The sequence below is a fragment of the Paenibacillus sp. Y951 genome (assembly GCF_056786395.1).
The window spans coordinates 41063-65102 of sequence record NZ_JBXCIY010000005.1 but is presented as its reverse complement, the minus strand read 5'-3'; the positions used below and the strand labels follow the sequence as shown (position 1 = coordinate 65102).

At 40.3% G+C, this 24040-nt stretch carries 22 protein-coding genes and 1 other annotated feature; of the genes, 17 read left to right on the top strand and 5 right to left on the bottom strand.

All coding sequences use genetic code 11. The features are described 5' to 3' along the window. Positions 1–31: 31 nt before the first annotated feature. A complete protein-coding gene (gene tgt / locus AC1TPB_RS08785; protein WP_482061469.1) occupies positions 32–1168 on the top strand; it encodes a tRNA guanosine(34) transglycosylase Tgt in 1137 nt (378 codons plus the stop codon). A 14-nt stretch (positions 1169–1182) separates the two neighbouring features. Next, positions 1183–1494, top strand: a complete 312-nt coding sequence (gene yajC / locus AC1TPB_RS08780; RefSeq protein ID WP_482076131.1) for a preprotein translocase subunit YajC — start codon at positions 1183–1185, stop codon at positions 1492–1494. Positions 1495–1545: 51 nt separating this feature from the next. On the opposite strand, the gene AC1TPB_RS08775 is transcribed toward yajC, so the two are convergent. Further along, on the bottom strand, positions 1546–1926 hold the full coding sequence (locus tag AC1TPB_RS08775) for a TIGR04086 family membrane protein (RefSeq protein WP_482076130.1): 381 nt from the start codon (positions 1924–1926) through the stop codon (positions 1546–1548). A gap of 191 nt (positions 1927–2117) precedes the next feature. Here AC1TPB_RS08775 and AC1TPB_RS08770 point away from each other — a divergent pair, with 191 nt between their 5' ends. Further along, positions 2118–2888 carry a DUF421 domain-containing protein gene (locus tag AC1TPB_RS08770; protein WP_482076360.1) on the top strand — a complete coding sequence of 257 codons (771 nt, stop codon included), beginning with the start codon at positions 2118–2120 and terminating at the stop codon, positions 2886–2888. 1 nt (position 2889) lies between these two features. On the opposite strand, the gene spoVB is transcribed toward AC1TPB_RS08770, so the two are convergent. Continuing rightward, the gene (gene spoVB, locus AC1TPB_RS08765; protein ID WP_482076129.1) at positions 2890–4491 is read right to left on the bottom strand and encodes a stage V sporulation protein B; all 1602 of its coding nucleotides are present in this window, start codon (positions 4489–4491) and stop codon (positions 2890–2892) included. A 275-nt stretch (positions 4492–4766) separates the two neighbouring features. Between spoVB and AC1TPB_RS08760 the strand changes: the two genes are divergently transcribed. From AC1TPB_RS08760 to AC1TPB_RS08745, 4 genes are all read left to right on the top strand, one after another. Then, positions 4767–5024, top strand: coding sequence for a post-transcriptional regulator (locus AC1TPB_RS08760; protein WP_482076359.1), 258 nt, complete (start codon positions 4767–4769; stop codon positions 5022–5024). 82 nt (positions 5025–5106) lie between these two features. Then, the gene (gene secD / locus AC1TPB_RS08755) at positions 5107–6342 is read left to right on the top strand and encodes a protein translocase subunit SecD (protein WP_482076128.1); all 1236 of its coding nucleotides are present in this window, start codon (positions 5107–5109) and stop codon (positions 6340–6342) included. Continuing rightward, positions 6332–7267, top strand: coding sequence for a protein translocase subunit SecF (secF, locus tag AC1TPB_RS08750; protein ID WP_482076127.1), 936 nt, complete (start codon positions 6332–6334; stop codon positions 7265–7267). Before secD ends, secF begins: the two co-directional genes overlap by 11 nt. 306 nt (positions 7268–7573) lie before the next feature. Beyond that, on the top strand, positions 7574–7966 hold the full coding sequence (locus tag AC1TPB_RS08745) for a cation transporter dimerization domain-containing protein (protein ID WP_482076126.1): 393 nt from the start codon (positions 7574–7576) through the stop codon (positions 7964–7966). 13 nt (positions 7967–7979) lie between these two features. Here the strand turns inward: AC1TPB_RS08745 and AC1TPB_RS08740 are convergent, their stop codons facing one another. Then, positions 7980–8108 (bottom strand): hypothetical protein, encoded by a 129-nt coding sequence (locus AC1TPB_RS08740; RefSeq protein WP_482076125.1) that lies wholly within the window; start codon positions 8106–8108, stop codon positions 7980–7982. Between the two features lie 104 nt (positions 8109–8212). On the opposite strand from AC1TPB_RS08740, the gene recJ reads away from it, so the two are divergent. The 9 genes from recJ to AC1TPB_RS08695 all read left to right on the top strand — a co-directional run bounded on the left by recJ (position 8213) and on the right by AC1TPB_RS08695 (position 20947). After that, positions 8213–10207, top strand: a complete 1995-nt coding sequence (recJ, locus tag AC1TPB_RS08735) for a single-stranded-DNA-specific exonuclease RecJ (protein WP_482076124.1) — start codon at positions 8213–8215, stop codon at positions 10205–10207. A gap of 53 nt (positions 10208–10260) precedes the next feature. Then, positions 10261–10773 (top strand): adenine phosphoribosyltransferase, encoded by a 513-nt coding sequence (locus tag AC1TPB_RS08730; protein ID WP_482076358.1) that lies wholly within the window; start codon positions 10261–10263, stop codon positions 10771–10773. 188 nt (positions 10774–10961) lie between these two features. Then, positions 10962–13148: a RelA/SpoT family protein gene (locus tag AC1TPB_RS08725; RefSeq protein ID WP_482076123.1), complete on the top strand. Its 2187-nt coding sequence runs from the start codon at positions 10962–10964 to the stop codon at positions 13146–13148. A 71-nt stretch (positions 13149–13219) separates the two neighbouring features. Then, positions 13220–13666, top strand: coding sequence for a D-aminoacyl-tRNA deacylase (gene dtd, locus AC1TPB_RS08720; protein ID WP_482076357.1), 447 nt, complete (start codon positions 13220–13222; stop codon positions 13664–13666). Positions 13667–13938: 272 nt separating this feature from the next. Continuing rightward, positions 13939–14213, top strand: a binding site (T-box leader). A 396-nt stretch (positions 14214–14609) separates the two neighbouring features. Beyond that, positions 14610–15857, top strand: coding sequence for a histidine--tRNA ligase (hisS, locus tag AC1TPB_RS08715; RefSeq protein ID WP_482076122.1), 1248 nt, complete (start codon positions 14610–14612; stop codon positions 15855–15857). Between the two features lie 45 nt (positions 15858–15902). Next, positions 15903–17708, top strand: coding sequence for an aspartate--tRNA ligase (gene aspS / locus AC1TPB_RS08710; RefSeq protein WP_482076356.1), 1806 nt, complete (start codon positions 15903–15905; stop codon positions 17706–17708). 29 nt (positions 17709–17737) lie between these two features. Next, positions 17738–18496, top strand: a complete 759-nt coding sequence (locus AC1TPB_RS08705) for a tRNA threonylcarbamoyladenosine dehydratase (protein ID WP_482076121.1) — start codon at positions 17738–17740, stop codon at positions 18494–18496. A gap of 271 nt (positions 18497–18767) precedes the next feature. Further along, positions 18768–19598 (top strand): class I SAM-dependent methyltransferase, encoded by an 831-nt coding sequence (locus AC1TPB_RS08700; protein WP_482076120.1) that lies wholly within the window; start codon positions 18768–18770, stop codon positions 19596–19598. A gap of 35 nt (positions 19599–19633) precedes the next feature. Further along, positions 19634–20947 (top strand): replication-associated recombination protein A, encoded by a 1314-nt coding sequence (locus AC1TPB_RS08695; RefSeq protein WP_482076119.1) that lies wholly within the window; start codon positions 19634–19636, stop codon positions 20945–20947. A gap of 124 nt (positions 20948–21071) precedes the next feature. On the opposite strand, the gene AC1TPB_RS08690 is transcribed toward AC1TPB_RS08695, so the two are convergent. Together AC1TPB_RS08690 and AC1TPB_RS08685 are read right to left on the bottom strand one after the other, a co-directional pair. Next, a complete protein-coding gene (locus AC1TPB_RS08690; RefSeq protein ID WP_482076118.1) occupies positions 21072–22100 on the bottom strand; it encodes a copper resistance D family protein in 1029 nt (342 codons plus the stop codon). Positions 22101–22164: 64 nt separating this feature from the next. Next, positions 22165–22734, bottom strand: coding sequence for a copper resistance CopC family protein (locus AC1TPB_RS08685; RefSeq protein WP_482076117.1), 570 nt, complete (start codon positions 22732–22734; stop codon positions 22165–22167). Positions 22735–23104: 370 nt separating this feature from the next. Between AC1TPB_RS08685 and AC1TPB_RS08680 the strand changes: the two genes are divergently transcribed. Next, entirely contained in the window at positions 23105–23941 is an 837-nt protein-coding gene (locus AC1TPB_RS08680; protein ID WP_482076355.1) for a hemolysin family protein, read from the top strand. The last annotated feature ends 99 nt before the right edge of the window (positions 23942–24040 follow it).

Genomic DNA, 24040 nt, shown 5'->3' with positions numbered 1-24040 from the left:
GATAAATGAGAGAATAGGACGCGTGAACAACTTGGCGATTAGATATGAATTTATTAAGCAGTGCAAACAATCAGGAGCAAGATTAGGTCGGATACATACGCCACACGGTATTATCGAAACACCTACCTTTATGCCTGTAGGTACACAAGCAACGGTTAAGACGATGAGTCCAGAAGAATTGAAAACGATGGATGCGCAAATTATATTGAGCAACACATACCATTTGTTTTTGCGACCAGGGCATGACATTGTGAAAAAAGCAGGCGGACTTCATAAGTTTATGAATTGGGATCGTCCAATTCTGACTGATAGTGGTGGATTCCAAGTGTTCAGTCTAAGTGAACGTCGCAAAATTTCAGAGGAAGGTGTAGAATTTCGTTCACATCTGAGTGGTGAGAAACTATTCCTTAGTCCCGAGAAAGCGATGGAAATTCAAAATGCACTAGGACCGGATATTATGATGGCATTTGATGAATGCCCACCGTATCCAGCAACGTATGATTATGTGAAGCTATCGACGGAACGTACATCAAGATGGGCAGAACGCTGTCTAGCTGCTCATGAACGCAAGCATGATCAAGCTTTGTTCGGCATTGTTCAAGGTGGTATGTTCGAAGATTTGCGTGTACAGAGCGCCAAAGATTTGACTTCCATGGATTTCCCGGGTTATGCTATAGGTGGACTAAGTGTAGGTGAATCCAAGGAAATCATGTATGAGGTACTTGACTATACTGTGCCGCATTTACCGTTTGATAAGCCTCGTTATCTTATGGGGGTTGGCTCACCAGATGCTCTAATTGAAGGTTCGATTCGCGGAATTGATATGTTTGACTGTGTATTACCGACTCGTATTGCCCGCAATGGTACATTAATGACTAGTCAAGGTCGTCTTGTTGTACGTAATGCAAAGTATGCTGAAGATTTTGGTCCGTTAGACCCGAATTGTGATTGCTACACTTGTAAAAACTACTCAAGAGCATATATTAGACATTTGTTGAAGGCAGACGAAACATTCGGTATTCGTTTGACAACGAATCATAACCTTCATTTCCTAATTAATTTGATGAAAAATGTAAGAGAAGCAATAATGAATGATTCTCTACTTGATTTTAGAGATCAATTCTTTGAGCAATATGGTTTGAATAATGCCAATACTAGAGGATTTTGAAAGGGGTGAAAACTATGTCAATCTTTTTAGCAGCTGCAGCTACAGGAGGAAGTAATATTTGGACGATTATTGGTCCATTTATTCTAATGTTTGTGGTATTCTATTTCTTATTAATTCGTCCACAACAGAAGAAACAAAAAGCCCGTAATTTGATGCTTAATCAAGTGAAAAAAGGCGATAAAGTCGTAACGATTGGTGGCCTTCATGGAACGATCGCTGAAATCACTGACGATTCTGTTGTACTACGCGTCAATGATACTACAAAGCTTACATTTGATCGCAGTGCAGTTAGCACTGTATCACAATCTGCACCTTCTTCAGACTAGATACATAATAAAAGAGGGTGAGCGTATCGTTATGATGCGCTCATCCTTTTTTTATTTGCGTAAATTTACGCCAACCATACCCCCGAAAGCGCCAGTGCCAATGACAGTAAGTAATAGCAGAAAACTATGTAGACTTAAGGCAATATCGGAAGCTAAGAAACTAACAATGATAATAATAATTCCATATAGAATACCTAATGTACTTCCATAGTACCAGCCTCTTGATTGCGCACGCTTCCCTGAACTCAATCCTCCAATTAATGCCGCAACGCCGTGAATGACATAAGCCATTGTTGCTAGGCTGCTTTCTTTCATTTCAGTAAAGTGTAAGAAGAGTGAAACGATAAGAGCTCCTGCAGCTAGCCATAGTAATGCGTATGTTATGCCTGCTAGCAGTGGCATTGCAAATAATTTTCTTGTTCCAGTACTCATCACATACCTCCTTAAAATGTAGCTCATTTAACCATATGGGAAAATGGGCAATTTTAGTACAAGTTCTATCTCAATATATTTGTTAAATGTGATTCCCATTATCTATACGAATCATAGGTGCATGATCTAATCACTAAGCGATCACAATAGTACATACATGAAACGTTGAGTGACTGGAGGAACTACAGATGATGGAATGGTATTCGTTAGCATTACGTACGTTCGGTATGTATGTGATCATATTTCTTGTATTACGTATAATGGGTAAACGTGAAATCGGTAAACTTTCCGTATTGGATCTTGTTATTTCTGTCATGATTGCGGAGATTGCGGTCATTGAGATTGAACAAGTTGACGATAATTTAATGCATGGTATTGTACCGATTGTGATCCTTCTTATTATTCAAATCATATCTGCATTTCTTTCCATGAAAAGTCGTAAAATAAGGCTGCTACTAGATGGTAAGCCCACCGTTGTTGTGGCCAATGGTGAAATATATCGTGATGAACTGAAAAAGCAACGCTATAATCTGGATGATCTTATGTTGCAGCTACGAGAAAATGGTGTAACATCAATATCGGAAATTGACTTTGCGATTCTTGAAACAAGTGGAAAGTTATCTGTTATTCCGAAAAGTAATGATGATGTAATAGTCGGCGGTTCTCTTAGCTCAGAAAATTTTGATGAAAATGAAAAATCAACTAATGAATCGAATAATGTAGAGCCTAATCAATCTTCTCAGAGAATAATTCCTCCAGGTTTTCGTTATGAAATGTTACCTATCCCATTAATTATGGATGGAAAGGTACAGGATGAGAATTTGGATAAAATTAACAAAACGCGTTTTTGGCTTAAAAATATTATTCAAGAAAAAGGCGCTCATCATTTTAAAGAAGTATTGCTCTGCACGATTGATCATAAAGAGCGCATTTATATCGATGCGGGTAATAACAAAAAATAAACTAATGATCTGAGGCAAACCATTTTCCAATGTATGGAATTCTGACGAGATCATCTTTATCAATAATTTTCGTTACAAACATTAGAAAGATATAGACAATCATCGCAACGATACAAGCGGTAGGTAAACTAATACCTAGCGGTTGATTTGCGAGTAAAGACATCACATATTGGGCAAATGCACCTGTAATGATGATTGCACCACCTACTTTAATAAAATCCATCGCGTGCATTGTAAAGCCGACATAACGCTTCACGCTGTAGCTATGTAATAAAGTGACTAGTACTGTATTGATGGCGATAGCGATTAAAACCCCTTGAATGCCAAGCTGAGGATTTGATCCCAAAAGAATGATAAGTGCAATTTTGATCGTTGCTCCAATAAAAGTATTCATTAACGCAACGCCAGGTTTATCTAAAGCTTGCAGGGTAGCTTGTAATGGAGCTTGTAAATAAATAAAAATGCCTATAGGTGCAATGAGTTGTAGCATCGGAGCATATTCACCATGTGCGTACAAAAGCTCACAAATTGGTGCCGCGAACAAAAACATAATGATTGTGAACGGTGCGCCAGCGACTAATGAAATACGCATCGATTGATGAAGCCTTTTTTGGATTAAATGGTATTGTTTTTGCGCAGCAGCCTCTGAGAGTGATGGAACAAGTGATACAGCCAGTGAATAAGTTAACGCTGTAGGTAGCAATATTAAAGGCATAACCATTCCTTGTAGCGCACCATATTGTGCAGTTGCGACACCCGTAATAATACCAGCAGCAGCGAGGCTTCGAGCTGTAAAAATAGATTCTAATAAATAACTCAATGAACCGACTAATTTACTGCCTGTCACTGGAATAGAAAGTGCAAGCAGCTTGGCAAGAATAGATTGGGATTTCATCGCTTGTGCAATAACTGGAGCAGCTTGTTCGTTTTCTGGCAATATCGTTAAATGGTTAACAGTATCTACTGGCTTTTTCTTATCTCGTGCATGGCTAAGCAACATGACAGCAAGTCCACCAATTTCTCCGATCACAACTCCTAGCATCGCTCCTGCTGCACCCCAAGCTAATCCATATGGAAGTAACATATAAGCTAACACTAATGAAAATACAATCCGAAGTAGCGTTTCAATCGTTTGCGATAGCGCACTTGGAATCATATTTTGTTTTCCTTGGAAATAACCGCGATATACAGCGGATATACCTACAATAAGCAGCATTGGTGACATCATGAGAAAGGATTGATACACCCTTGGATCAGGAATAACATACTTAATAAAGATTGGTGCAAACAGAAGCATAATACTTGTTAGAAATAAGGCGATCGATACACTTAAAATCATTGCCGTTCTGAAAATTTGCTTTACTCTTCTTTCATCACCTATCGATTGTGCTTCGGCAATCCATTTGGCGATCGCAAGTGGAATACCGCCTGTTATAAATGTTAACAACACGATGAGAAAAGGATAACTTAATTGGTAAATACCAACACCTTCAGCTCCGATAATACGTGGTAATGTAATGCGAGGAATAAAACCAAGAATACGATTTAATACACCTGCAATAAGCAGTATCATAGCTCCCTTAATAAAGCTCTGCTTCGTCATTTGCTACACCTCACTTAATTGACCCTACTTTACAGACTATGCTTGACCTATACCGTTACATGTCTGAAAATAATAAATACAAGCAGGAAAAAAGTGAGTAGGCAGCGAATTGTACTAAGTACACTGTAGATATGGGGATCTTAGGTGCAGCTTATGCTTCCGAAGTACTTTTCAATTACGAGAAGTCATATTGAGATGCTAATGAAAAGTTGGTCATATGCTTTCGGAGTGACTTTTTGTCAACTTTAGAAGTTAATCAAGAAGCGACAAAAAGTTTGGGGGTGCAGCAATTGTCTAATATAGAGTGGAATGATTCGATGGAGGAGCTTTGCACAAGCAAAGCGGAAGAACTACATCTTCTTGGATATGAACATGTTAAGGCAAAGGAAGTGTGGGCATGTGTTAGTTCTCGCTATGTGAAAAGTGGACAACCCCAGCTTCATCAGCTTGTAAATGATATTTTATCTTTAAGAGCAACTCAATTTATGAACTATTTAATGTTAAGTGCATACAAAGGAGACTCTTTCGATTAGGAGGAGTTTCTTTTTTTTTTTGACGCCGTATTTCGACATCTGTATAATGGGAATATTGAGATCTAAGGGGGATTATTGACGTATGGTTATGAAAAGATTGCTTGCCTTTGTCGTAGTGGTTGTTGTGCTATTTGGCATGATCGCTTGGACAAGCCCTGCTATACTGAAAGATGTAAAGCTAGGACTTGATCTTAAAGGCGGCTTTGAAGTGCTTTATGAGGCTACACCATTTGAAGAAGGTGGCACCGTAACACCAGAAGCATTGAAGCAAACTGCGAAAAGCTTAGAAAAGCGGATTAATGCCTCAGGTGTTGCGGAACCAGAGGTGTTACCAGAGGGAACCAACCGCATTCGTGTTCGTCTTCCTGGTGTAACGAATGAAGAAGAGATTAGAGAATTATTGGCTAAGCCAATTAATCTTACTTTCCGTGCGCCTGATGGTACGATTATGTTAGACGGTACGGATTTCAAAGAAAACAGTGCTGGCGTAGTTTCTGATGAATTGAATCGTCCGGTCGTAACGATCGAATTGAAAAATGCTCAGAAATTTACTGATGTAACGACTACGCTAGTAGGTTCTTACCTAGCTATTTATCTGGATGATGAAGAGATATCACGTCCTAGTGTGCATACGCCAATTACAGGTGGATCCGCGCAAATTTCACTCGGTAATGCAGAGCGTGCCGAAGCGGAGGAATTGCGTGACCTGATTAATATGGGGTCATTGCCATTGAAGCTTACTGAGAAGTATGCACAAAGTGTTGGTGCCAAATTAGGATTGGAATCCCTTAAAGATACAGTAACCGCTGGTGTGATCGGTTCGTTAATCGTGTTAGTGTTCATGGTTATTATTTTCCGTGTACCAGGTTTTGTTGCCGGCATTTCGATTATTACGTACGCATGGCTACTGCTATTAGTACACAATTGGATGGGGGCAACGTTGACGCTTCCGGGTATCGCGGCGTTTGTACTTGGTGTCGGAATGGCGGTCGATGCTAATATTATTACTGCTGAACGGATTAAAGAGGAAATTCGTACAGGGAAAAGTATGTATTCAAGCTTGAAAGCAGGCTCTAAGAGCTCATTCCGTACAATTATGGATGCGAACGTGACATCTATTATTGCGAGTATTGCATTATATGTAATCGGAGATGGCGCAATTAAAGGCTTCGCCTTAACGATGATATTCAGTATTATCGTTAGTATGCTTACAAATATTTACTTTTCAAGATTCCTTCTTACGTTATTAGTAAGCAGTAATGCATTTATGAAACCGAAATATTATGGTGTGAAGGAGGAAGATATCCGTGCACTTTGATTATAAAATTCGATATGACTTTGTGAAAAATCGTAAGAAATTTTTAACAGGCTCGATCTTGCTAGTTATAATTGGAATCGTATCGCTGCTAATTTTCCAGATGAACTTAGGTATTGACTTTAAGTCCGGAACAACGATGGACGCAGTAGCCGATCATGGCGTAACACAAGCTGAAGTCATTGATGTACTAACGGGACTGGACTATGATGAAATACCGACAGTAGGTGGAACGAATAATGAACGTATTTCTGTTCGTTTTGGTGATGACTTACCTGCTGATTCAGTGAAAGCTATTCAAACGGCCCTCATGAGTAAGTTTGGCGATCAGATGGAATTTGAAGTTTTTGTTGTATCAGCAGACTTAGCGAGAGAGCTTGCCGTTAAAACAATTTGGGCAATTCTTGCTGCTTCTCTATTAATTATGTTGTATGTAATGATTCGTTTTGAATGGAGATTTGCTCTAGCAGCTAATCTTACGATATTGTATGACTGTTTTGTTGTAGTTACATTGTTCTCTATCTTCCAATTAGAAGTAGATCTTCCATTCATTGCAGCCGTTCTGACTGTTCTTGGATATTCTATTAACGATAAAATCGTAATATTTGACCGTATTCGTGAGAACTTACGCTTTAAACCTCATAAAAATGCAGAACAACTACAAGAAATTGTAAATGCGAGTATTTGGCAAACGATGGCTCGTAACTTATATACGGTGTTAACTGTGTTTATTGTTACATTATTAATCTTCTTATTCGGCAGTGAATCGATTCGTCTATTCTCACTAGCTATTCTAATTGGACTTGTAAGTGGTGCTTACTCAACAGTATGCTTGGCGAGCCCACTTTGGTTTGATTTGAAAAAGAGAGAAAAGACTAAGAAACCGAAAGTTGCTGGGCCTTCACCGAAGAAGGAACCAGTAATTTAGTTGAAGAGGAAGTTTAAAAAGCGGACTTTGATAACGATGAGTATGCTAACGTAGCATATTCGACATCGCATCTGAAAGCCCGCATTTGAATCTTGATTGGAAGCGGAAGTTTGAAAAGCAAGCTCTCAGAATCAGCTTTAATAGTATCCTCCAATTGTTAGTAAAGACTAGCAATTGGAGGATTGTTTTTTGTGAAGAATTTTTGAATAGTTATGGTATAATGAGATGTTGAAAGACGTAGAAACGATGTGAATGCTTACGAAGTACATTTCATGATAAAGCCCTGAAATGTTTTAGGAGGATCAGATGTCAGCAGATGTTGAAAAACAAAAGAGCTTATTGAGTAAGCTAAAGAAGCTTTTCTCTAAGTCTCACCTTACAGATGAATGCACTAACGACTCCGATAGCTCAGAGCGTATTTTACAAGTAGTACAACGCATTAATGGCGTGGTAGCGATTGAGAATTGTGATGCGAAGGAACAAGGGCATTATGTTGTTGCGACATTAACGATTAATGTTAATCCGAAGATTACAGTGCAGGAAGGGCATGATATTGCCAAACGTGTACGCTGGCTCTTGATGCATCGTTTTACTCATCTTACTGATGTCATCGTTCATGTGAAGCCGTTTGCACCTGTTTATCCGTACAAATCAAACCACTCCACTGCTCACGATGAAGTACCGACAATATTGCAGTAGCTATATATGTAGTTCAAAAACGTGGACTTTGATAACGATGATTATGCTGCCGTAGCTTATTCGACATCGCATCTGAAACGAACTTGGAAAGTACGGTTCGCGTGTACGTAATGATGTACACTTGCGCTTCCGCCTTTCTCAAGTAACGCTTCACATGCTCGATTCTGAAAGCCCACTTTTTGAACCTTGATTGGAAGATGTAGTTCAAAAACGTGGACTTTGATAACATTGAAAGGAGTTGGTGAGATGATTCAACGTAAAAATCGTTGGCAGTTAGCTACTTGGTCCCAAGAGGATGAAAAACTTGCGACACAATTAAGTAAGCAACTAACTATTCCCACTCTTGTAACTAAATTATTAATTCAGCGTGGGTATAATAACGCTGACTCTATAGAGGCATTTTTATATGGGACACCTGCCCAAATGCATGATCCATACTTGCTAGCAGGGATGAATGAAGCTGTCCAGCGGATATTGCTGGCGAAGGAACAAGGAGAAAAGGTTTGGATTTATGGAGATTACGACGCGGATGGTGTATCAAGTACATCATTGCTCTATTTTACATTTGCTGAACTAGAATTGCAGTTTGACTATTATATCCCACACCGAATGTTAGAAGGTTATGGGTTGAATAAAGGGGCAATTGATAAAGCTCATCAAGCAGGTGTCACACTTATGGTAACTGTGGATACTGGTATTAGTGCATATGAAGAGGTAGAATACGCTAAACTACTAGGTATCGACGTTGTTATTACAGACCATCATGAACCGCCAGAACAATTGCCTCAAGCAGCTGCAGTTGTGAATCCGAAGCAGTTGCATTGCTCTTATCCATTCAAAGGATTAGCAGGTGTTGGTGTAGCATTTAAGCTGGCAACGGCGTTATTAAAGGGTGCACCAATGCAATGGTCTGGTATCGTGGCACTTGGCACCATTGCCGACCTTATGCCGCTACAAGACGAGAATCGTATTATTGTAAGTTATGGACTAGCGGAACTGCGAAAAGGCGAGCAGATTGGTTTTAGTGCTCTAGCTGAAGTTTGTGGTATTAATATCAGTGAATTGAGCGCTGCGAATATTGGCTTTGGAATTGCTCCAAAAATTAATGCAGCGGGCAGACTGAAACATGCGAAGCAAGCTGTGGAATTGATTACTTCATCTAGTCAGCAGGAAGCGATTCAACTTGCGACCGAGCTAGATTATTTGAATAAGGAACGTCAACTGATTGTTGAAACGATGGTTCAAGCAGCGGAAGCACAGTGGCAGAGCAAGCTTCAAGCAGCGGGGCAATCAGCACCTAATGTTATTGTACTCGCCCAAGAGGGATGGAATGTTGGCGTTATAGGCATCGTTGCTTCGAAAATGTTAGAACGTTACTATAAGCCTGTTATTGTGTTTGGAATTGATGCTGAGAAAGGAACAGCAAAAGGTTCAGCTAGATCGATTGAAGGTTATGATCTCCATGCTGCATTAACAGAGTGCGATTCATTGTTAGAGCATTATGGTGGTCATCAGGCCGCTGCAGGAATGACGGTACGTATTGATAATTTACCTCGATTAGAAGCGGAACTTGACTCTTTAGCAGTACAATGGTTAACGGAAGAGGACTGGATACCGAAGCTGAAAATTGATCTTTCCTGCGATTTACAAGATATTACAATCGACACAATTAAGCAATTATCTTTATTAGAGCCGTTTGGTATGAGTAATCCTTCACCGCGTGTGCTCGTAAAGCATACTAATCTTGCTGAACGTAGGGCGATTGGCAAAGAAGGTAAACATCTTAAGCTGTTGCTCAAAGATCAACAACTGACGCTCGATGTTATTGGCTTTGGTATGGGGGATTATGCGAAGCAATTAATCGTTCCCGAGTCGATTGAAGTCGTAGGAGAGCTTTCTATCAATGAATGGAACTCGATCAGGAAGCCACAGCTTCAATTACAAGATATACATGTACCAAAAGAAGTGATAAAAGTATTCCCAACACGAGAACAATTTGGTATCATTTATCAGTATATTCGTAAGCAAGGGATCGTACCCAAACATAGTTTATACGAAAAACTTAGTAAGCTCAGTGGGTTACAAAGCGTTGAAATTGATTTGATCGTAGCAGTTTTTGAGGAGCTTGGGTTTATTATTAATCATGCTCATCAGATTGAAGCGTTAGCTTCTCCACAGAAAAAAGATTTAGCGAGCTCAGCCCGTTATAATAATGCTAAGTTGCAATTTGAAACGCAATGAATGCAAGTTCAGGCAGTCACAGAAAGGGTTGACGAATGGTGTCAAATTCAACGATTAACTTTAAGGATTATATTCGTGTCATTGAAGATTATCCAAAACCAGGAATTCGGTTCAAAGATATTACAACGTTATTGAAAGATGGAGCGGCTTATAAAGCTTCGATCGTTGAGCTTCGGAAATTAGTAGAGCATCTGCAAATCGATGTTATTGCTGGACCTGAAGCACGTGGTTTTGTTGTCGGCGCTCCACTTGCGCTTGAGCTTGGCGTAGGCTTTGTACCGATTCGTAAAAGTGGTAAATTACCTGGTGAAACGATTAGTGCCAGTTATTCACTAGAGTATGGTACTGACCAGCTAGCTATGCACAAGGATGCAATTGTGCCAGGACAACGTGTACTTATAGCTGATGATTTGTTAGCGACGGGCGGTACGATTGCAACGGTTATTGATCTGATTAGACAGTGCGGTGGCGAGGTAGTTGGAGCAGCGTTTTTGATCGAGCTTTCATATCTTGACGGAAGAAAAAAAATGGAAGGCGTTGAGGTTCAAACCTTAATGACTTATTAATAAAAATAGTTAACATTTGGCGATAGGCCGACTACCCTTGCAGAGCGATTATGTTGATCTTGCATAAGGTAGCGGTCTGTTTTTGTAACGGTACATTGACGTAATAGGTATAAAACAGGCATAATAATTAGAAACAGAAAAAAAGTAGCTCGGACTTTAGATGAACTAGCTTGGGAAGGGATCTTATCATGGGCATAGAGCAATTAATTGAGAAAGCATCAATCAATATGAAAGAGCAAGATCTCAAGCTGATTAGGGAGGCCTATGATTTTGCAGATCAAGCCCATAAAGGGCAAGTACGTAAATCAGGTGAGGCCTATATATTGCATCCTTTAACGGTTGCAGATATCGTATTAGATATGGGTATGGACGTGCTGTCCATTGTGACGGCTCTGCTTCATGATGTCGTTGAAGATACAACGGTCGATCTTGAGACGGTTCGCGAGAAATTTGGCGAAACTTGCGCGATGCTTGTAGATGGTTTGACAAAATTAGAAAAAATAAGGTTCCAATCACGTGAAGAACAGCAAAATGAAAATTACCGAAAAATGTTTGTTGCGATGGCGCAAGACATTCGAGTTATTCTTATTAAATTAGCTGATCGTTTGCATAATATGCGTACGTTGAAATATCAATCAGAGGAATCACAGCGTAGAATTGCTTATGAAACACTTGAAATTTTCTGTCCAATTGCTCATCGTCTCGGTATTTCTGCGATTAAATGGGAAATGGAAGATATTGCACTCCGTTATTTGAATTCCCAACAATATTATCGTATTGCAAATTTGATGAAGAAGAAACGGGTTGAACGTGAAGCGTTTATTGAAGATGTCGTTAGTCGCATTCGTGAAAAGATAGCTGAAATGGGTATCGAAGGTGATATCTCAGGACGTCCGAAGCATTTGTATAGCATTTATCAAAAAATGACGACGCGCAATAAACAATTCAGCGAGATCTATGATTTATTTGCTATTCGAGTCATCGTTGAAAATATTAAAGATTGTTACGCTACGTTAGGTATTATTCATACGCTTTGGAAACCGATGCCAGGTCGTTTCAAAGACTATATTGCCATGCCTAAAGCGAATATGTACCAATCGCTACATACGACGGTTATTGGTCCGAATGGTGAACCGACGGAAGTGCAAATTCGTACTTGGGATATGCATCTTACTTCTGAGTATGGTATTGCTGCGCACTGGGCGTATAAGGAAGGTAATGTCGTTCCTGATGGTACGTTTGGCGATAAGATGACATGGTTCCGCGAAATTCTTGAATTGCAGAATGAAACACAAGATGCGGCAGAGTTTATGGAATCACTGAAAATGGACTTCTTCTCTGATCTTGTATTTGTGTTTACGCCAAATGGTGAAGTTATCGAGCTGCCAGCGGGTTCTGTGCCTTTAGATTTTGCATTCCGTATTCATACTGAGGTCGGTAATCGTACGATTGGCGCTAAAGTAAATGGTCGAATTGTACCGCTTGATCATAAATTAAAAACAGGCGATATCGTTGAAATATTGACGAGTAAACATTCCTATGGACCTAGCTCCGATTGGTTGAAAATTGCTCAATCTTCACATGCAAGAAGTAAAATTAAGCAATGGTTCAAGAAGGAAAAGCGTGAGGAAAATGTCGCAAAGGGTCGCGATTTAATTGAACGCGAGCTAAAACGTCTTGGTCTTGAGCCACATCTATGGATGACTGATGATAAGCTACAGGAAGCGGCGACCAAATTCTCATTTAATGATATTGAAGATATGATGGCTGGGATTGGATTTGGGGGCATAACTGCTGCACAAATCGTAACGAAGCTTACTGAAAAACTTCGTCGGGAACAAGAAGAAGCGAATCAGATCGAGCTGACGAAGGAAATTACTGAAATAAAAGGCAGCTCGGCTAGCAAGCGTGTGAGAAATAACAATAATGGTGTCAGAGTTAAAGGCGTAGATAATTTACTTGTTCGCTTTGCAAGATGCTGTAATCCTGTTCCAGGCGACCTTATTATCGGCTATATTACACGCGGTAGAGGTGTATCTGTGCATCGCATGGATTGTTTGAATATTCCATTCGGTACAGATAATGAAGAAGCAGATCGTGTCATTGAAGTAGAGTGGGTAGCTTCGGCGAATGCCAACTATAGTGTCGATATTGAAATTACTGGTAGCGATCGTCGTGGATTATTGAATGAAGTGCTTCAAGCTGTATCCGAGGCGAAAACTAATATTAGTGCGGTATCTGGACGAACAGGGAAAGATAAGGTGGCGATTATCCATATGACGGTTCTGATTAGTCATACAGAGCATCTGACAAATGTCGTCGAGAAGATTAAAAAAATTCAAGATATTTATTCTGTGCAACGGATTATGCAATAAAGGTAAGTTCGATAAGAGGGTTTTCGCAAGCCAAGACGATGGAGCGTTACTTGAGAAAGGCGGAAGCGCAAGTGAGAGTAGTTGTACAGCGTAGTAAAGCAGCCAATGTTACGATAGCTGGGGAGCAAGTTGGTGCGATTGATAAAGGGCTAGTGCTGCTCGTTGGTATTACCCATGAGGATACAGAGCAAGAACTTAAGTGGATGGCGGACAAGCTAGCTGGACTGCGAATATTTGAAGATGAATCGGGTAAGATGAACTTAGATATTGCGGAGGCTGGCGGGAGCATATTGTCTGTCTCACAATTTACGCTATTTGGAGATTGTCGCAAAGGTCGGCGCCCTAGCTTTATGAAGGCGGCAAGGCCAGAGCATGCAGAGCCAATGTATCTTATGTTTAATGATTTGCTGCGTGCCAAAGGGCTTTTTGTTGAAACAGGTCAATTTGGCGCAGAGATGGATGTAAGTTTGGTTAATGATGGCCCGATTACAATTATTGTTGATACGGAAGAGAAGTAGACACGCCCCTTATAGAAGTGAGTGTGCCCTCCGCAAAAACGGATAGACAGGCAATTGAAACGCTTTCTTTTTTGTAATCAACTTGTAATATAATGATAATGTTCCTTTAACATCATTAACCTATAATAAATCTCGACCCCCTTTTTAATAATATATTATTATGGCCTGCGGATATGCCGCAGGTTTTTTTCTGTCTTTTTTCGGTTGATATAGTTCTATATTGACTTTCGTCGGTAAGACAAGTAAAATGTGATATCAGTAACAACTAAATATTTTATTCCTAGACGGGAAGAAGTAACTCAACTCCACTATACCCAGAGATAGGTGTCAATTGGCTGAAAGCACCTTTATATGTATTGAGTGAATAACATCCCCGAGAACATAAGATGAACGGTACTTATTTACATAAGTGCGACATTAGTTTTATGCGTGTTACGGACGATAATCGTATGGAGCGAATAGCTGCGACTTTGCAAGATCAACTTGTTAGTTGCTAGATATTCGAAATGTGGGTGGTACCACGGGAGATAATACTCTCGTCCCTTTTGGCTATTAGTCAGAAGGAGCGAGAGTTTTTTTGTGTTTCCTTAGAGGTAGTTCAAAATGACCTGCTCGGCACTAATGTGCAGCTGTAGTGTCAAAATTGGCCTTACAGAGTGAGAGTAGCTCAATATGTGCAGCTGTAGTGCCAAAATTGACCTTACAGAGTGAGAGTAGCTCAATATATGCAGCTGTAGTGTCAATATTGGCCTTACAGAGTGAGAGTAGCTCAATATGTGCAGCTGTAGTGTCAAAATTGGCCTTACAGAGTGAGAGTAGCTCAATATGTGCAGCTGTAGTGTCAAAATTGGCCTTACAGAGTGAGAGTAGCTCAATATGTGCAGCTGTAGTGCCAAAATTGACCTTACAGAGATGATATGAAAAGTTTAAGGGGGTTATCGCAATGTCATTCAAGAAATCGCCTGGTACGCAAGATATATTGCCAGGAAGCGTAGAAAAATGGCAGTTCGTCGAGCAGAAAGCTCGTGAAATTTGTAGTCGCTACAATTTTAGAGAAATACGTACACCGATTTTTGAATCTACTGAACTGTTCCAGCGTGGTGTTGGTGAAACAACAGATATCGTTGAGAAAGAGATGTATACGTTCATCGATCGTGGAGAGCGCAGCTTAACACTTCGTCCAGAAGGTACAGCAGGCGTTGTACGCTCTTTTGTAGAGAACAAGTTATTCGGAGAGCCAGATCTGACTAAGTTGTACTATATGGGTCCTATGTTCCGTTATGAGCGTCCCCAAGCTGGCCGCTATCGTCAATTCCATCAGTTTGGGATTGAGGCCATCGGTGCAGTTGATCCTGCGCTAGATGCAGAAGTCATCGCGCTGGGCTACACCTTCTACACAGAAGTTGGGCTTAGAGGTGTTGGTGTTGAGATCAACTCTGTAGGTACTCCAGCGGTTCGCGCTGCATTCCGTGAGAAGCTACTTACTTATTTGGAACCGAAACGTGAAATTCTTTGTAAAGACTGTCAGTCTCGCATGGATCGTAATCCACTTCGTGTATTGGATTGTAAAGTTGATCAAAAACACTTTACAGATGCACCATCGATTTTGGACAGTTTGGACGAAGAATGTCAAACTCACTTTGAAAAGGTGAAGCAACATCTAATGGACATGGAAATTCCATTCCAAATTAATCACCGTCTTGTGCGTGGTCTCGATTACTACACGCACACAGTATTTGAATTTAAAGCTGAAGGTATTGGCGCAATCGATACCGTTGGCGCTGGTGGCCGTTATAACGGATTAGTTGCTGAAGTTGGTGGTCCTGATCAACCAGGTATAGGCTTCGGTCTTGGATTAGAACGTACTGTTCTATTACTTGAACATCAAGAAACGGAAATTCCAAATCTTAATGAGTTGGATGTGTATCTTGTCGCTCTTGGTGAAGAAGCGGATCGTCAAGTGACTAAGCTTGTTTATCAGTTACGTAAAGCAGGAGTAAAAGCTGAACGTGACTATCAAGGTCGCAAGATGAAGGCTCAGATGAAGTCTGCAGATCGCTTACAGGCTCGTTACACGGCTATTCTCGGTGATGATGAACTTGCCAATGGTGAGATTACGCTGAAAGAGATGGCGACAGGGGAGCAACGTCAAGTAGCTTTCTCTGAGCTAGCACAAGTCATTCAAGGTTAGTAACGAAAATACTATATATTAATGAAATGAGGAAATGAAATGTCTATGCTAAAAACCGTAAACTGCGGTACTTTAACTAAAGCTGATGTAGGCACTGAAGTAACATTGAACGGCTGGGTACAACGCCGTCGTGACCTTGGTGGCGTATTATTTATTGATTTGCGTGACCGTACAGGTATCGTGCAAACGGTATTCAACCCGGATATCTCTGGTCAAGCACTAGAAATCGCTGATCGTGCTCGTAATGAGTATGTACTTGCTATGAAAGGTACGGTTGTTGAACGCGATCCAGAAACATTTAATGCCAATCTTGCAACTGGTGAAATTGAAGTTCGTGTTACTGAAATCGAAGTTATGAATACTGCGAAAACTCCTCCATTCCCAATCGAAGATGGTGTTGAGGTTGATGAGTCTATTCGTTTGAAATACCGTTATCTTGACCTTCGTCGTCCGGAAATGCAAAAAACATTGTTGCTTCGTTCGAAAGCAGCGAAAATTTTCCGTGACTTCTTAGACGGTAATGGTTTTATCGATGTTGAAACACCAATTCTTACGAAGAGTACTCCAGAAGGTGCACGTGACTATCTCGTTCCATCTCGTGTACATGAAGGTGAATTTTTCGCCCTACCACAATCTCCACAAATCTTTAAGCAATTGCTAATGGTTGGTGGTATCGAGCGTTACTACCAAATCGCTCGTTGTTTCCGTGATGAAGATTTACGTTCTGACCGTCAACCTGAGTTTACGCAAGTTGACATTGAGACTTCATTCTTGTCTCAAGATCAATTGCTTGGCATGATGGAAGATCTTATGGCGAAATTACTTCGTGAAACGGTTGGCGTTGAACTACAACTTCCGTTCCAACGTATTACGCATAAAGACGCGATGAACAAATATGGTTCAGATAAACCAGATCTTCGTTTCGGTCTTGAAATTGAAGATATTACAGATATCGTATCAACAAGTGACGTGAAAGTATTTGCTTCTATTGCTGCTGGTGGCGGTGTTGTTAAAGCACTTAACGCTAAAGGCTGTGCAAGCTGGAGCCGTAAAGAACTTGATGATCTACAACCGTTTGCTGCACGCTATGGCGGTAAAGGTCTTGCATGGATTCAAATTAAAGATGGCGACTGGAAAGGTCCAATCGTTAAGTTCTTGAAACCTGAAGAAATTGCTGCACTTACAGAGCGTTTGAACGTGGAAGAAGGCGATCTATTAACATTCTCAGCTGACAAACCAAAAGTTGTTGCTGACGTACTTGGCAACCTTCGTCTGAAATTAGGTAAAGACTTGAAACTGATTGATGAATCAGCATTCAAATTTGTATGGGTTGTTGACTTCCCATTACTTGGCTACGATGAAGATGCAAAACGTTATGTAGCAGAACATCACCCGTTCACGCGTCCTAATGAAGATGATGTTCAATTCTTCGACACTGATCCAGGACAAATTCGTGCGCAAGCTTACGATATCGTCTTGAACGGCTATGAAGTTGGTGGCGGTTCTATGCGTATCTACAAACGTGATGTACAAGAGAAAATGTTCGCTGCACTTGGATTCTCTATGGAAGAAGCGCAAGAGAAATTCGGCTTCCTACTAGATGCATTTGAATATGGTACACCTCCACATGGCGGTATTGCATTCGGCTTCGACCGTCTTGTAATGTTACTAACTGGTCGTACTAATCTTCGTGAAACGATTGCATTCCCGAAAACAGCTAATGCAACAGATCTATTATGTGATGCGCCATCTGAAGTTGAATTGTCTCAACTTGAGCAGCTTCATATTCGCACAGTTGTGAAACCTAAGCCAGTTGCAGAAGCGGTAGCTAACGCTGACAAAACTGAATAATCAGTAGGGCGCGAAAGGGGATTAGCAACATGCTTCATCAATTTTCTCGTAACGAGCTTGCGATGGGTCCAGAAGGATTAGAAAAGCTTAAAGGTAGTACGGTTGCTGTTCTTGGTATCGGTGGCGTTGGTGGAATTGCTGCTGAAGCATTAGCAAGAACAGGTATAGGCAGATTGATTCTTATTGACAAAGATGTTGTAGATATTACAAACATTAACCGTCAAATTCATGCGCTTACGACAACTGTTGGACAGCCGAAAACTGATCTAATGCGTGATCGTATCAAATTAATTAATCCTGACTGTGATGCTATTTCGCTGCGGATATTCTACACAGAAGAGACATATGAGCAATTATTTGCTTATGATCTTGATTATGTTGTCGATGCATCGGATACGATTATTTATAAAGTACATCTTATTAAAGAGTGCTTAACTCGTAATATCCCAATTATTTCAAGTATGGGTGTTGCTAATAAATGGGACCCTACTCGACTTAGAATTACTGATATTTCCAAAACGCACACCGACCCTGTTGCTCGCATCGTAAGAACGAAGCTACGCAAGGATGGAATCAAAAAAGGGGTTAAGGTGGTCTTCTCCGATGAGGATCCAATTAAGCCGCGTGAAGACGTTACACAGCGTATTGTACCTGACAATGCGCCAGAAATCCGCAAAGCACAACAACCACCTTCTAGTAATGCTTTCGTTCCTAACGTAGCAGGACTTGTAGCGGCGAGCGAAGTTGTGAAGGATTTATTAGCTGTAAGTTCAAAAGGCGGACTTTGATAACGAGGATTAGGCTTCGTAGCTTATTCGACATCGAATATGAAGCGAACTTGGAAAGTTAGTTCAAAAATGTAGTTAGTAAATAAGTCATCGCAGATGGCAAAATAGTTGAGAGGTTATCTTCAATCGTTGAAGGTAACCTCTTTCTATTCTTCAGAAGAGGGAATGAAGGGTAAAAGTACCATTCATTCGCGAAACAAAGCCCACTCATAGACGTATAATAATACTCTCCTGTATGATGGAAAATATCATATTTAAAAGGATGGTCGCAATGAATTCTACAGAACGTTTTTCTGGGCGGTCTCAGCAATATGTGCAGTATCGTCCAAGCTATTCACAAGAGGTTATTCAGCATTTGCTTCAGGAAATAGGGATTACAGGCAGTGATGTTGTAGCAGATATCGGAGCGGGGACGGGTATTTTCACGAAAAAAATGTTGGATCAACATCTCCATGTCGTTGCTGTGGAACCGAATGATGATATGCGCTTTGCGTTAATCGATTATTTACACACCTATTTAACAGTAAACAGCTTGAATGAACAACGATTGAGAACAGGCGATGGAAATGTAGAAAATACTCAGAGTGAGCAACGGCTAAGTATAAGCAGTGGAAGTGCAGAACAGACATCCCTTGCTAATGATAGTGTTAATCATATCGTTTGTGCACAAGCCTTTCATTGGTTCGATGCTGAACTAGCACGGGAAGAATTCAAACGAATATTAAAGCAGGGCGGGCAGGTTGTGCTGCTGTGGAATCAACGGGATGTTGGAGCATCCGCATTTATGAACGATTATGACCAGTTATTTCTAAAGTATGGTAAGCAATACGATGAAGTGAAGCATAAGCATATAAGTCAAGCTTTTTTGAAGCCGTTCTATGGTGGTTATGAACCGCAGCTCACTAGCTATCAATATGTGCAGCAGCTCGATCGCGAAGGGTTATTCGGAAGAATTCAATCGTCATCTTTTTCACTACAGGAAACGGATGCTCGTTATGATGAGTATATCGCTCATATTGCGCAAATATTTGCCAAGCACGAGCAAAATGGCATAGTTAATATGTTATATCGGACTGATATATATTGGGGACAAATGTTATAATCAAAGGTAGAGATTATGAATTTGGAAGTGAGATAATGGACTTATTTACATTAGATGAGGAGCAACCAACTGCTCAGCATAAATTATTAGCAGATCGCATGCGACCTCAGCAGCTAGACGAATATATTGGACAAGAGCATATTGTCGGTGAAGGCAAATTATTACGTAGAGCAATCGAAGGCGATCAGATTAGCTCGATCTTACTCTATGGTCCGCCTGGCTGTGGCAAAACGACGCTTGCTCATATTATATCGCAATCAACCGAGGCACAATTTGTTCGTTTAAACGCAGTAGAAGCTTCGGTTAAAGAAGTTCGTGAAGTAATTGAGTCTGCGAAAACGAACAAAGTATTATATGGACGCAAAACGATACTCTTTCTCGATGAAGTACATCGTTTCAACACATCACGTCAAGATGCATTATTACCGGCTGTCGAACAGGGGATTATTATTTTTATTGGTGCAACGACGGAAAATCCATTTCACCATGTGAATGGCGCATTAATGTCTCGTTCAACTTTATTTCAGCTTGAGCCACTATCGGCAAAGCATGCCAAAATTTCAATGGAGCGGGCTATTGTCAATGAACCGCGCGGGCTAGGCTTTATGAAGCTTGTCGTTGACGATGATGCATTAGAGCATTTGGCTCAGATGGCTGGAGGCGATATTCGTCGTGCGCTTAATGCGCTGGAACTGGCTGCATTAACGACTAGTTCAGCGCAAGATGGTACCGTACATATTACCATTGAGGTAGCACAGGAATCGATTAGAAAGCGTACAGTACGAGCAGATACTTCTACACAATATGATGTACTATCGGCATTTCACAAAAGTATACGTGGCTCAAGTGATGCTGCGCTTTATTGGTTTTTATATGCGGTAGAGAAGTTAGGCATGGACCCGATGACATTTTTACGCAGGCTTATTGTGGCATGTAGCGAGGATATTGGCTTAGCCAATCCGCAAGCGATGGTGCAGGCCGTTAATGCAATGGATGCCTATCATAAAATTGGTTTTCCAGAAGCGAAATATAATATAGCACAAGCGATATTATTTGCGGTTGAAAGTCCGAAGTCTAATGCCATTGCTATTGCTTTAGGTAAAGCAACGTCATTGATTGAACAAGTAGGGATGACAGAGGTACCTTTGCATTTATGCGATACACATTATAAAGGTGCAGAAAAGCTTGGTCATAAAGGGTATCAGTATCCACATGATTACCCTAATCATTATGTGAAGCAGCAATATTTGCCCGATCAAATTGCCCATGCAACGATCTATGAAGCAACGGAACAAGGAATGGAAGATAAAATCCGTCAAAACCAAGAGCGTCGAAAGCGTAGTAAGTAGTGAACGGGATAATCCCAAAGGAATAGGATAGGTTCATCGAAATGATGCTATCTGAAGAGAAGAAATAAGGGGTATCCCGCAATCATTGAATATAATGATTGCAGGATGCCCCTTCGTATAAAAGCTATTTTACAACTATGCCGAACATATAGCCAAGGTATGCGAGTACGATGAATAGTAGACAGACGATGACCATAACCCATATTTTACGCTGCCTAAAGGCGATATAAGATACATAGAGCATGAGCAGCGCCGCAAGCCATAACATTACACTATTGAGATTGAACTGCCATAGTAGCTCCATATCAGGGCTGAATGAGCCTTGATATAATGACGTGAACAATCGAGATGGTGATTCTGTTCGTAATGTTTCAACGACATTATGCGGAGGTGCTTGTTGCCCCATCATCGCTGTAATAATAAGTACAACTAATGCTAATATGCTTTCAGCACGTAAAAAGCCTTTTGGTGATAGTATGGGTTCTTTTTTCACTCTTCTTGGATATAGATAACCATTACTGAAAGCTAGCCATAATAATGGCAAAATCGTAATATGCTTTATGAGCAAATATTGACCGAAATTGAGCATTAACCCATTATTATATTGGTTTGTAGTAAACGACATCAACGTTATACCAGCAATTAATGACATAAGTACACATACGATAGCAAGTGGTGAAAACCAGCGAAGAAACTTCTCCCATTGACTATAGTCAGTTGCGAACCAGCTCACGATGAACAAAATACCTAGCCATATAATAACTGATGTAAAATGACCAGTATGAACGACTAGCCCTCGGAATGAGCTTAATGAAGCTGCATGACTAGCGAATCCCAACCAGACAGAAAGTAATAACGTAAGTAGCAGCCCCACTTTAGGCATATGTCGATCTTTGGCGAAAGCAGGAATTCCAACCATGAGCGCCAATCCAACAGAGCCTAATAGCGTCCATAACCATGCCTCGCCTACCGGTAGATCGAGTAAAATGCTCCGGATCATCGGGATATAGCCTAATTGAAATGCATGCGCATATTGAATCACGATAAGGTGCAAAGGAATATACGACATGATGGGAATACCAATGACACATAACAGCAGTAACCACTTAGGAAATACAATGGTTGGCTTATAAGCAACAGGAACTAGCTGCAAAATAAAGTATCCCAATACTAGCGAAAAGCAGATATATAATAAACTCTCAGAAACATAAGCCATATTATTTGCGTTTTTTCGCTGCAAACGCAACGGCTGCACCGATAATTAAGCCGATCACAATATAAGGCCATATTTGATTTTTCTTTGCTTCAGGTTCAGTAGCTGGCTCAGCTTCAACGCTTGGACTCACTGTTGGCGCTACTGTTGGTTCTACCGTAGGTTCAATCGTAGCTTCAGGCTCACTATTCGTAGCTTCTTCAGTTGGGGTCGGTGTTGCTTCAGGAGCATTAATCGTGAATGAGTAGCTTCCATCAATCGCATGACCATCGGCACCAATAATATTGTAATTCACAGTGTACACACCATTATCTAAAGTTGAAGGTATATCACCAGTTAATTCATGATCAGATACACTAATATTGTCAACAACTTGTACTTCGTTGTTTTCGTTAAATAATTTGAATGTACTCATCGTTGCAATCGTTGTATTAAATGCAATCGTAATTTTCTCTGGAGTCGAATCTACTGTTGCATCAGCAGCAGGAGATGATTCAGTAACCTTCGAGTGCGCAAATATTTGCGTTGGAACCAAGAGTAATAATAAACATAGTAACCAGACAGTCTTCTTCAATGTAAATCCCCCTAAAACTTTTATGTACTTCTCGAGTAGTTACTTCGTAATAGAAAGTAACATCGAAAAGCCAATGATTATTAGCACACACTAGCATTATAGCAAATGAAACAACATAAAGTTGCTTGTTAACCATCAAGAGTAAGAACAAGTTATGAACAATAGAAAATATAGTAACTATGAAAATATAAAGGGTAACGTTTTTGGTTGGAAGTAATAAAAACTTGCTATGCACGAATATATATACTTTATCTATCAAGAAGGCTAACTTCTAGAAAATAATGAAGGGAGGTGTATGTCATCTGATTTTTTCCGGATGGCATAAACTTACTTGGAAGATCCAGCGTCAATAGGATGGACGGTTTTGCAGATGAGTATACTCTTCGTTGTTTATTGTGGTTGCGTATTCATTAATAAAACTTGGATTGCACCTTGGAAACTAAAGCGCAGAGATTATGGTAGTCGTGTGAATAAATTTAATATGGGAGGGTATCCAAAATACGACTTCGGTGAAAAAACAGCTAGAGAGGTGATGACTCCCCGACTTGATATGATTTGCTTAAAGTGTAACCAGTCATTATCCGTCAATATTGAAACCGCGATTAGTCATATGAGAACGAGATATCCTGTCGTTAATTATGATAAAGATGATATTATCGGATTTGTCCATATTAAGGACTTACTTGCAAAGTATGATCATAAAACAACGGAATACCAATGGCAGCAATGGATTAGGCCAATTATTACGGTATCCGATACGATAGCTATATCTACTTTATTAACGATGATGCAAAAGAAGAAGACGCAGATTGCTTTGCTTATTGATGAATATGGTGGAACTTCAGGAATGGCGACGCTTGAAGATATATTAGAAGAAATTGTAGGCGATATTCAGGATGAATTTGATGAAGATGAGCATGAGATTATTCGACTACAGCATGATCATTATATGTTAAGTGCAATGCTGCTTGTTGAAGAAGTGAACGGATATTTCAATATCGGACTTGAAGTAGACGATATGGATTCCATCGGTGGATATATGTATGCCAACATTCAATTTCCGCCACATATCGGTCAATCTGTATTGTATGAACAAGAAGATGAAAAATATATTTTTACGATTGAACAAATGGATCAGCTGAGAATTACATCTATCGGAGTAAAGCGGTTACAAGCAACTACTAATTGCGACGAGAGATCATGTTAACTGTTCATTTGTTGAAAATAATTTAGATTAACGACGATGGGAACTGGGAGTAAATAACGAGACCTTATGAAGCGAGATAAAACTCAGCTCAATAAGGTC

Coding starts and splice junctions, on each gene's coding strand:
- yajC (WP_482076131.1), top strand. CDS start 1,183: ATGTCAATCTTTTTAGCAGCTGCAGCTACAGGAGGAAGTAATATTTGG.
- AC1TPB_RS08775 (WP_482076130.1), bottom strand. CDS start 1,926: ATGAGTACTGGAACAAGAAAATTATTTGCAATGCCACTGCTAGCAGGC.
- AC1TPB_RS08770 (WP_482076360.1), top strand. CDS start 2,118: ATGGAATGGTATTCGTTAGCATTACGTACGTTCGGTATGTATGTGATC.
- spoVB (WP_482076129.1), bottom strand. CDS start 4,491: ATGACGAAGCAGAGCTTTATTAAGGGAGCTATGATACTGCTTATTGCA.
- secD (WP_482076128.1), top strand. CDS start 5,107: ATGGTTATGAAAAGATTGCTTGCCTTTGTCGTAGTGGTTGTTGTGCTA.
- AC1TPB_RS08745 (WP_482076126.1), top strand. CDS start 7,574: ATGTCAGCAGATGTTGAAAAACAAAAGAGCTTATTGAGTAAGCTAAAG.
- recJ (WP_482076124.1), top strand. CDS start 8,213: ATGATTCAACGTAAAAATCGTTGGCAGTTAGCTACTTGGTCCCAAGAG.
- AC1TPB_RS08725 (WP_482076123.1), top strand. CDS start 10,962: ATGGGCATAGAGCAATTAATTGAGAAAGCATCAATCAATATGAAAGAG.
- hisS (WP_482076122.1), top strand. CDS start 14,610: ATGTCATTCAAGAAATCGCCTGGTACGCAAGATATATTGCCAGGAAGC.
- aspS (WP_482076356.1), top strand. CDS start 15,903: ATGCTAAAAACCGTAAACTGCGGTACTTTAACTAAAGCTGATGTAGGC.
- AC1TPB_RS08705 (WP_482076121.1), top strand. CDS start 17,738: ATGCTTCATCAATTTTCTCGTAACGAGCTTGCGATGGGTCCAGAAGGA.
- AC1TPB_RS08700 (WP_482076120.1), top strand. CDS start 18,768: ATGAATTCTACAGAACGTTTTTCTGGGCGGTCTCAGCAATATGTGCAG.
- AC1TPB_RS08695 (WP_482076119.1), top strand. CDS start 19,634: ATGGACTTATTTACATTAGATGAGGAGCAACCAACTGCTCAGCATAAA.
- AC1TPB_RS08680 (WP_482076355.1), top strand. CDS start 23,105: ATGAGTATACTCTTCGTTGTTTATTGTGGTTGCGTATTCATTAATAAA.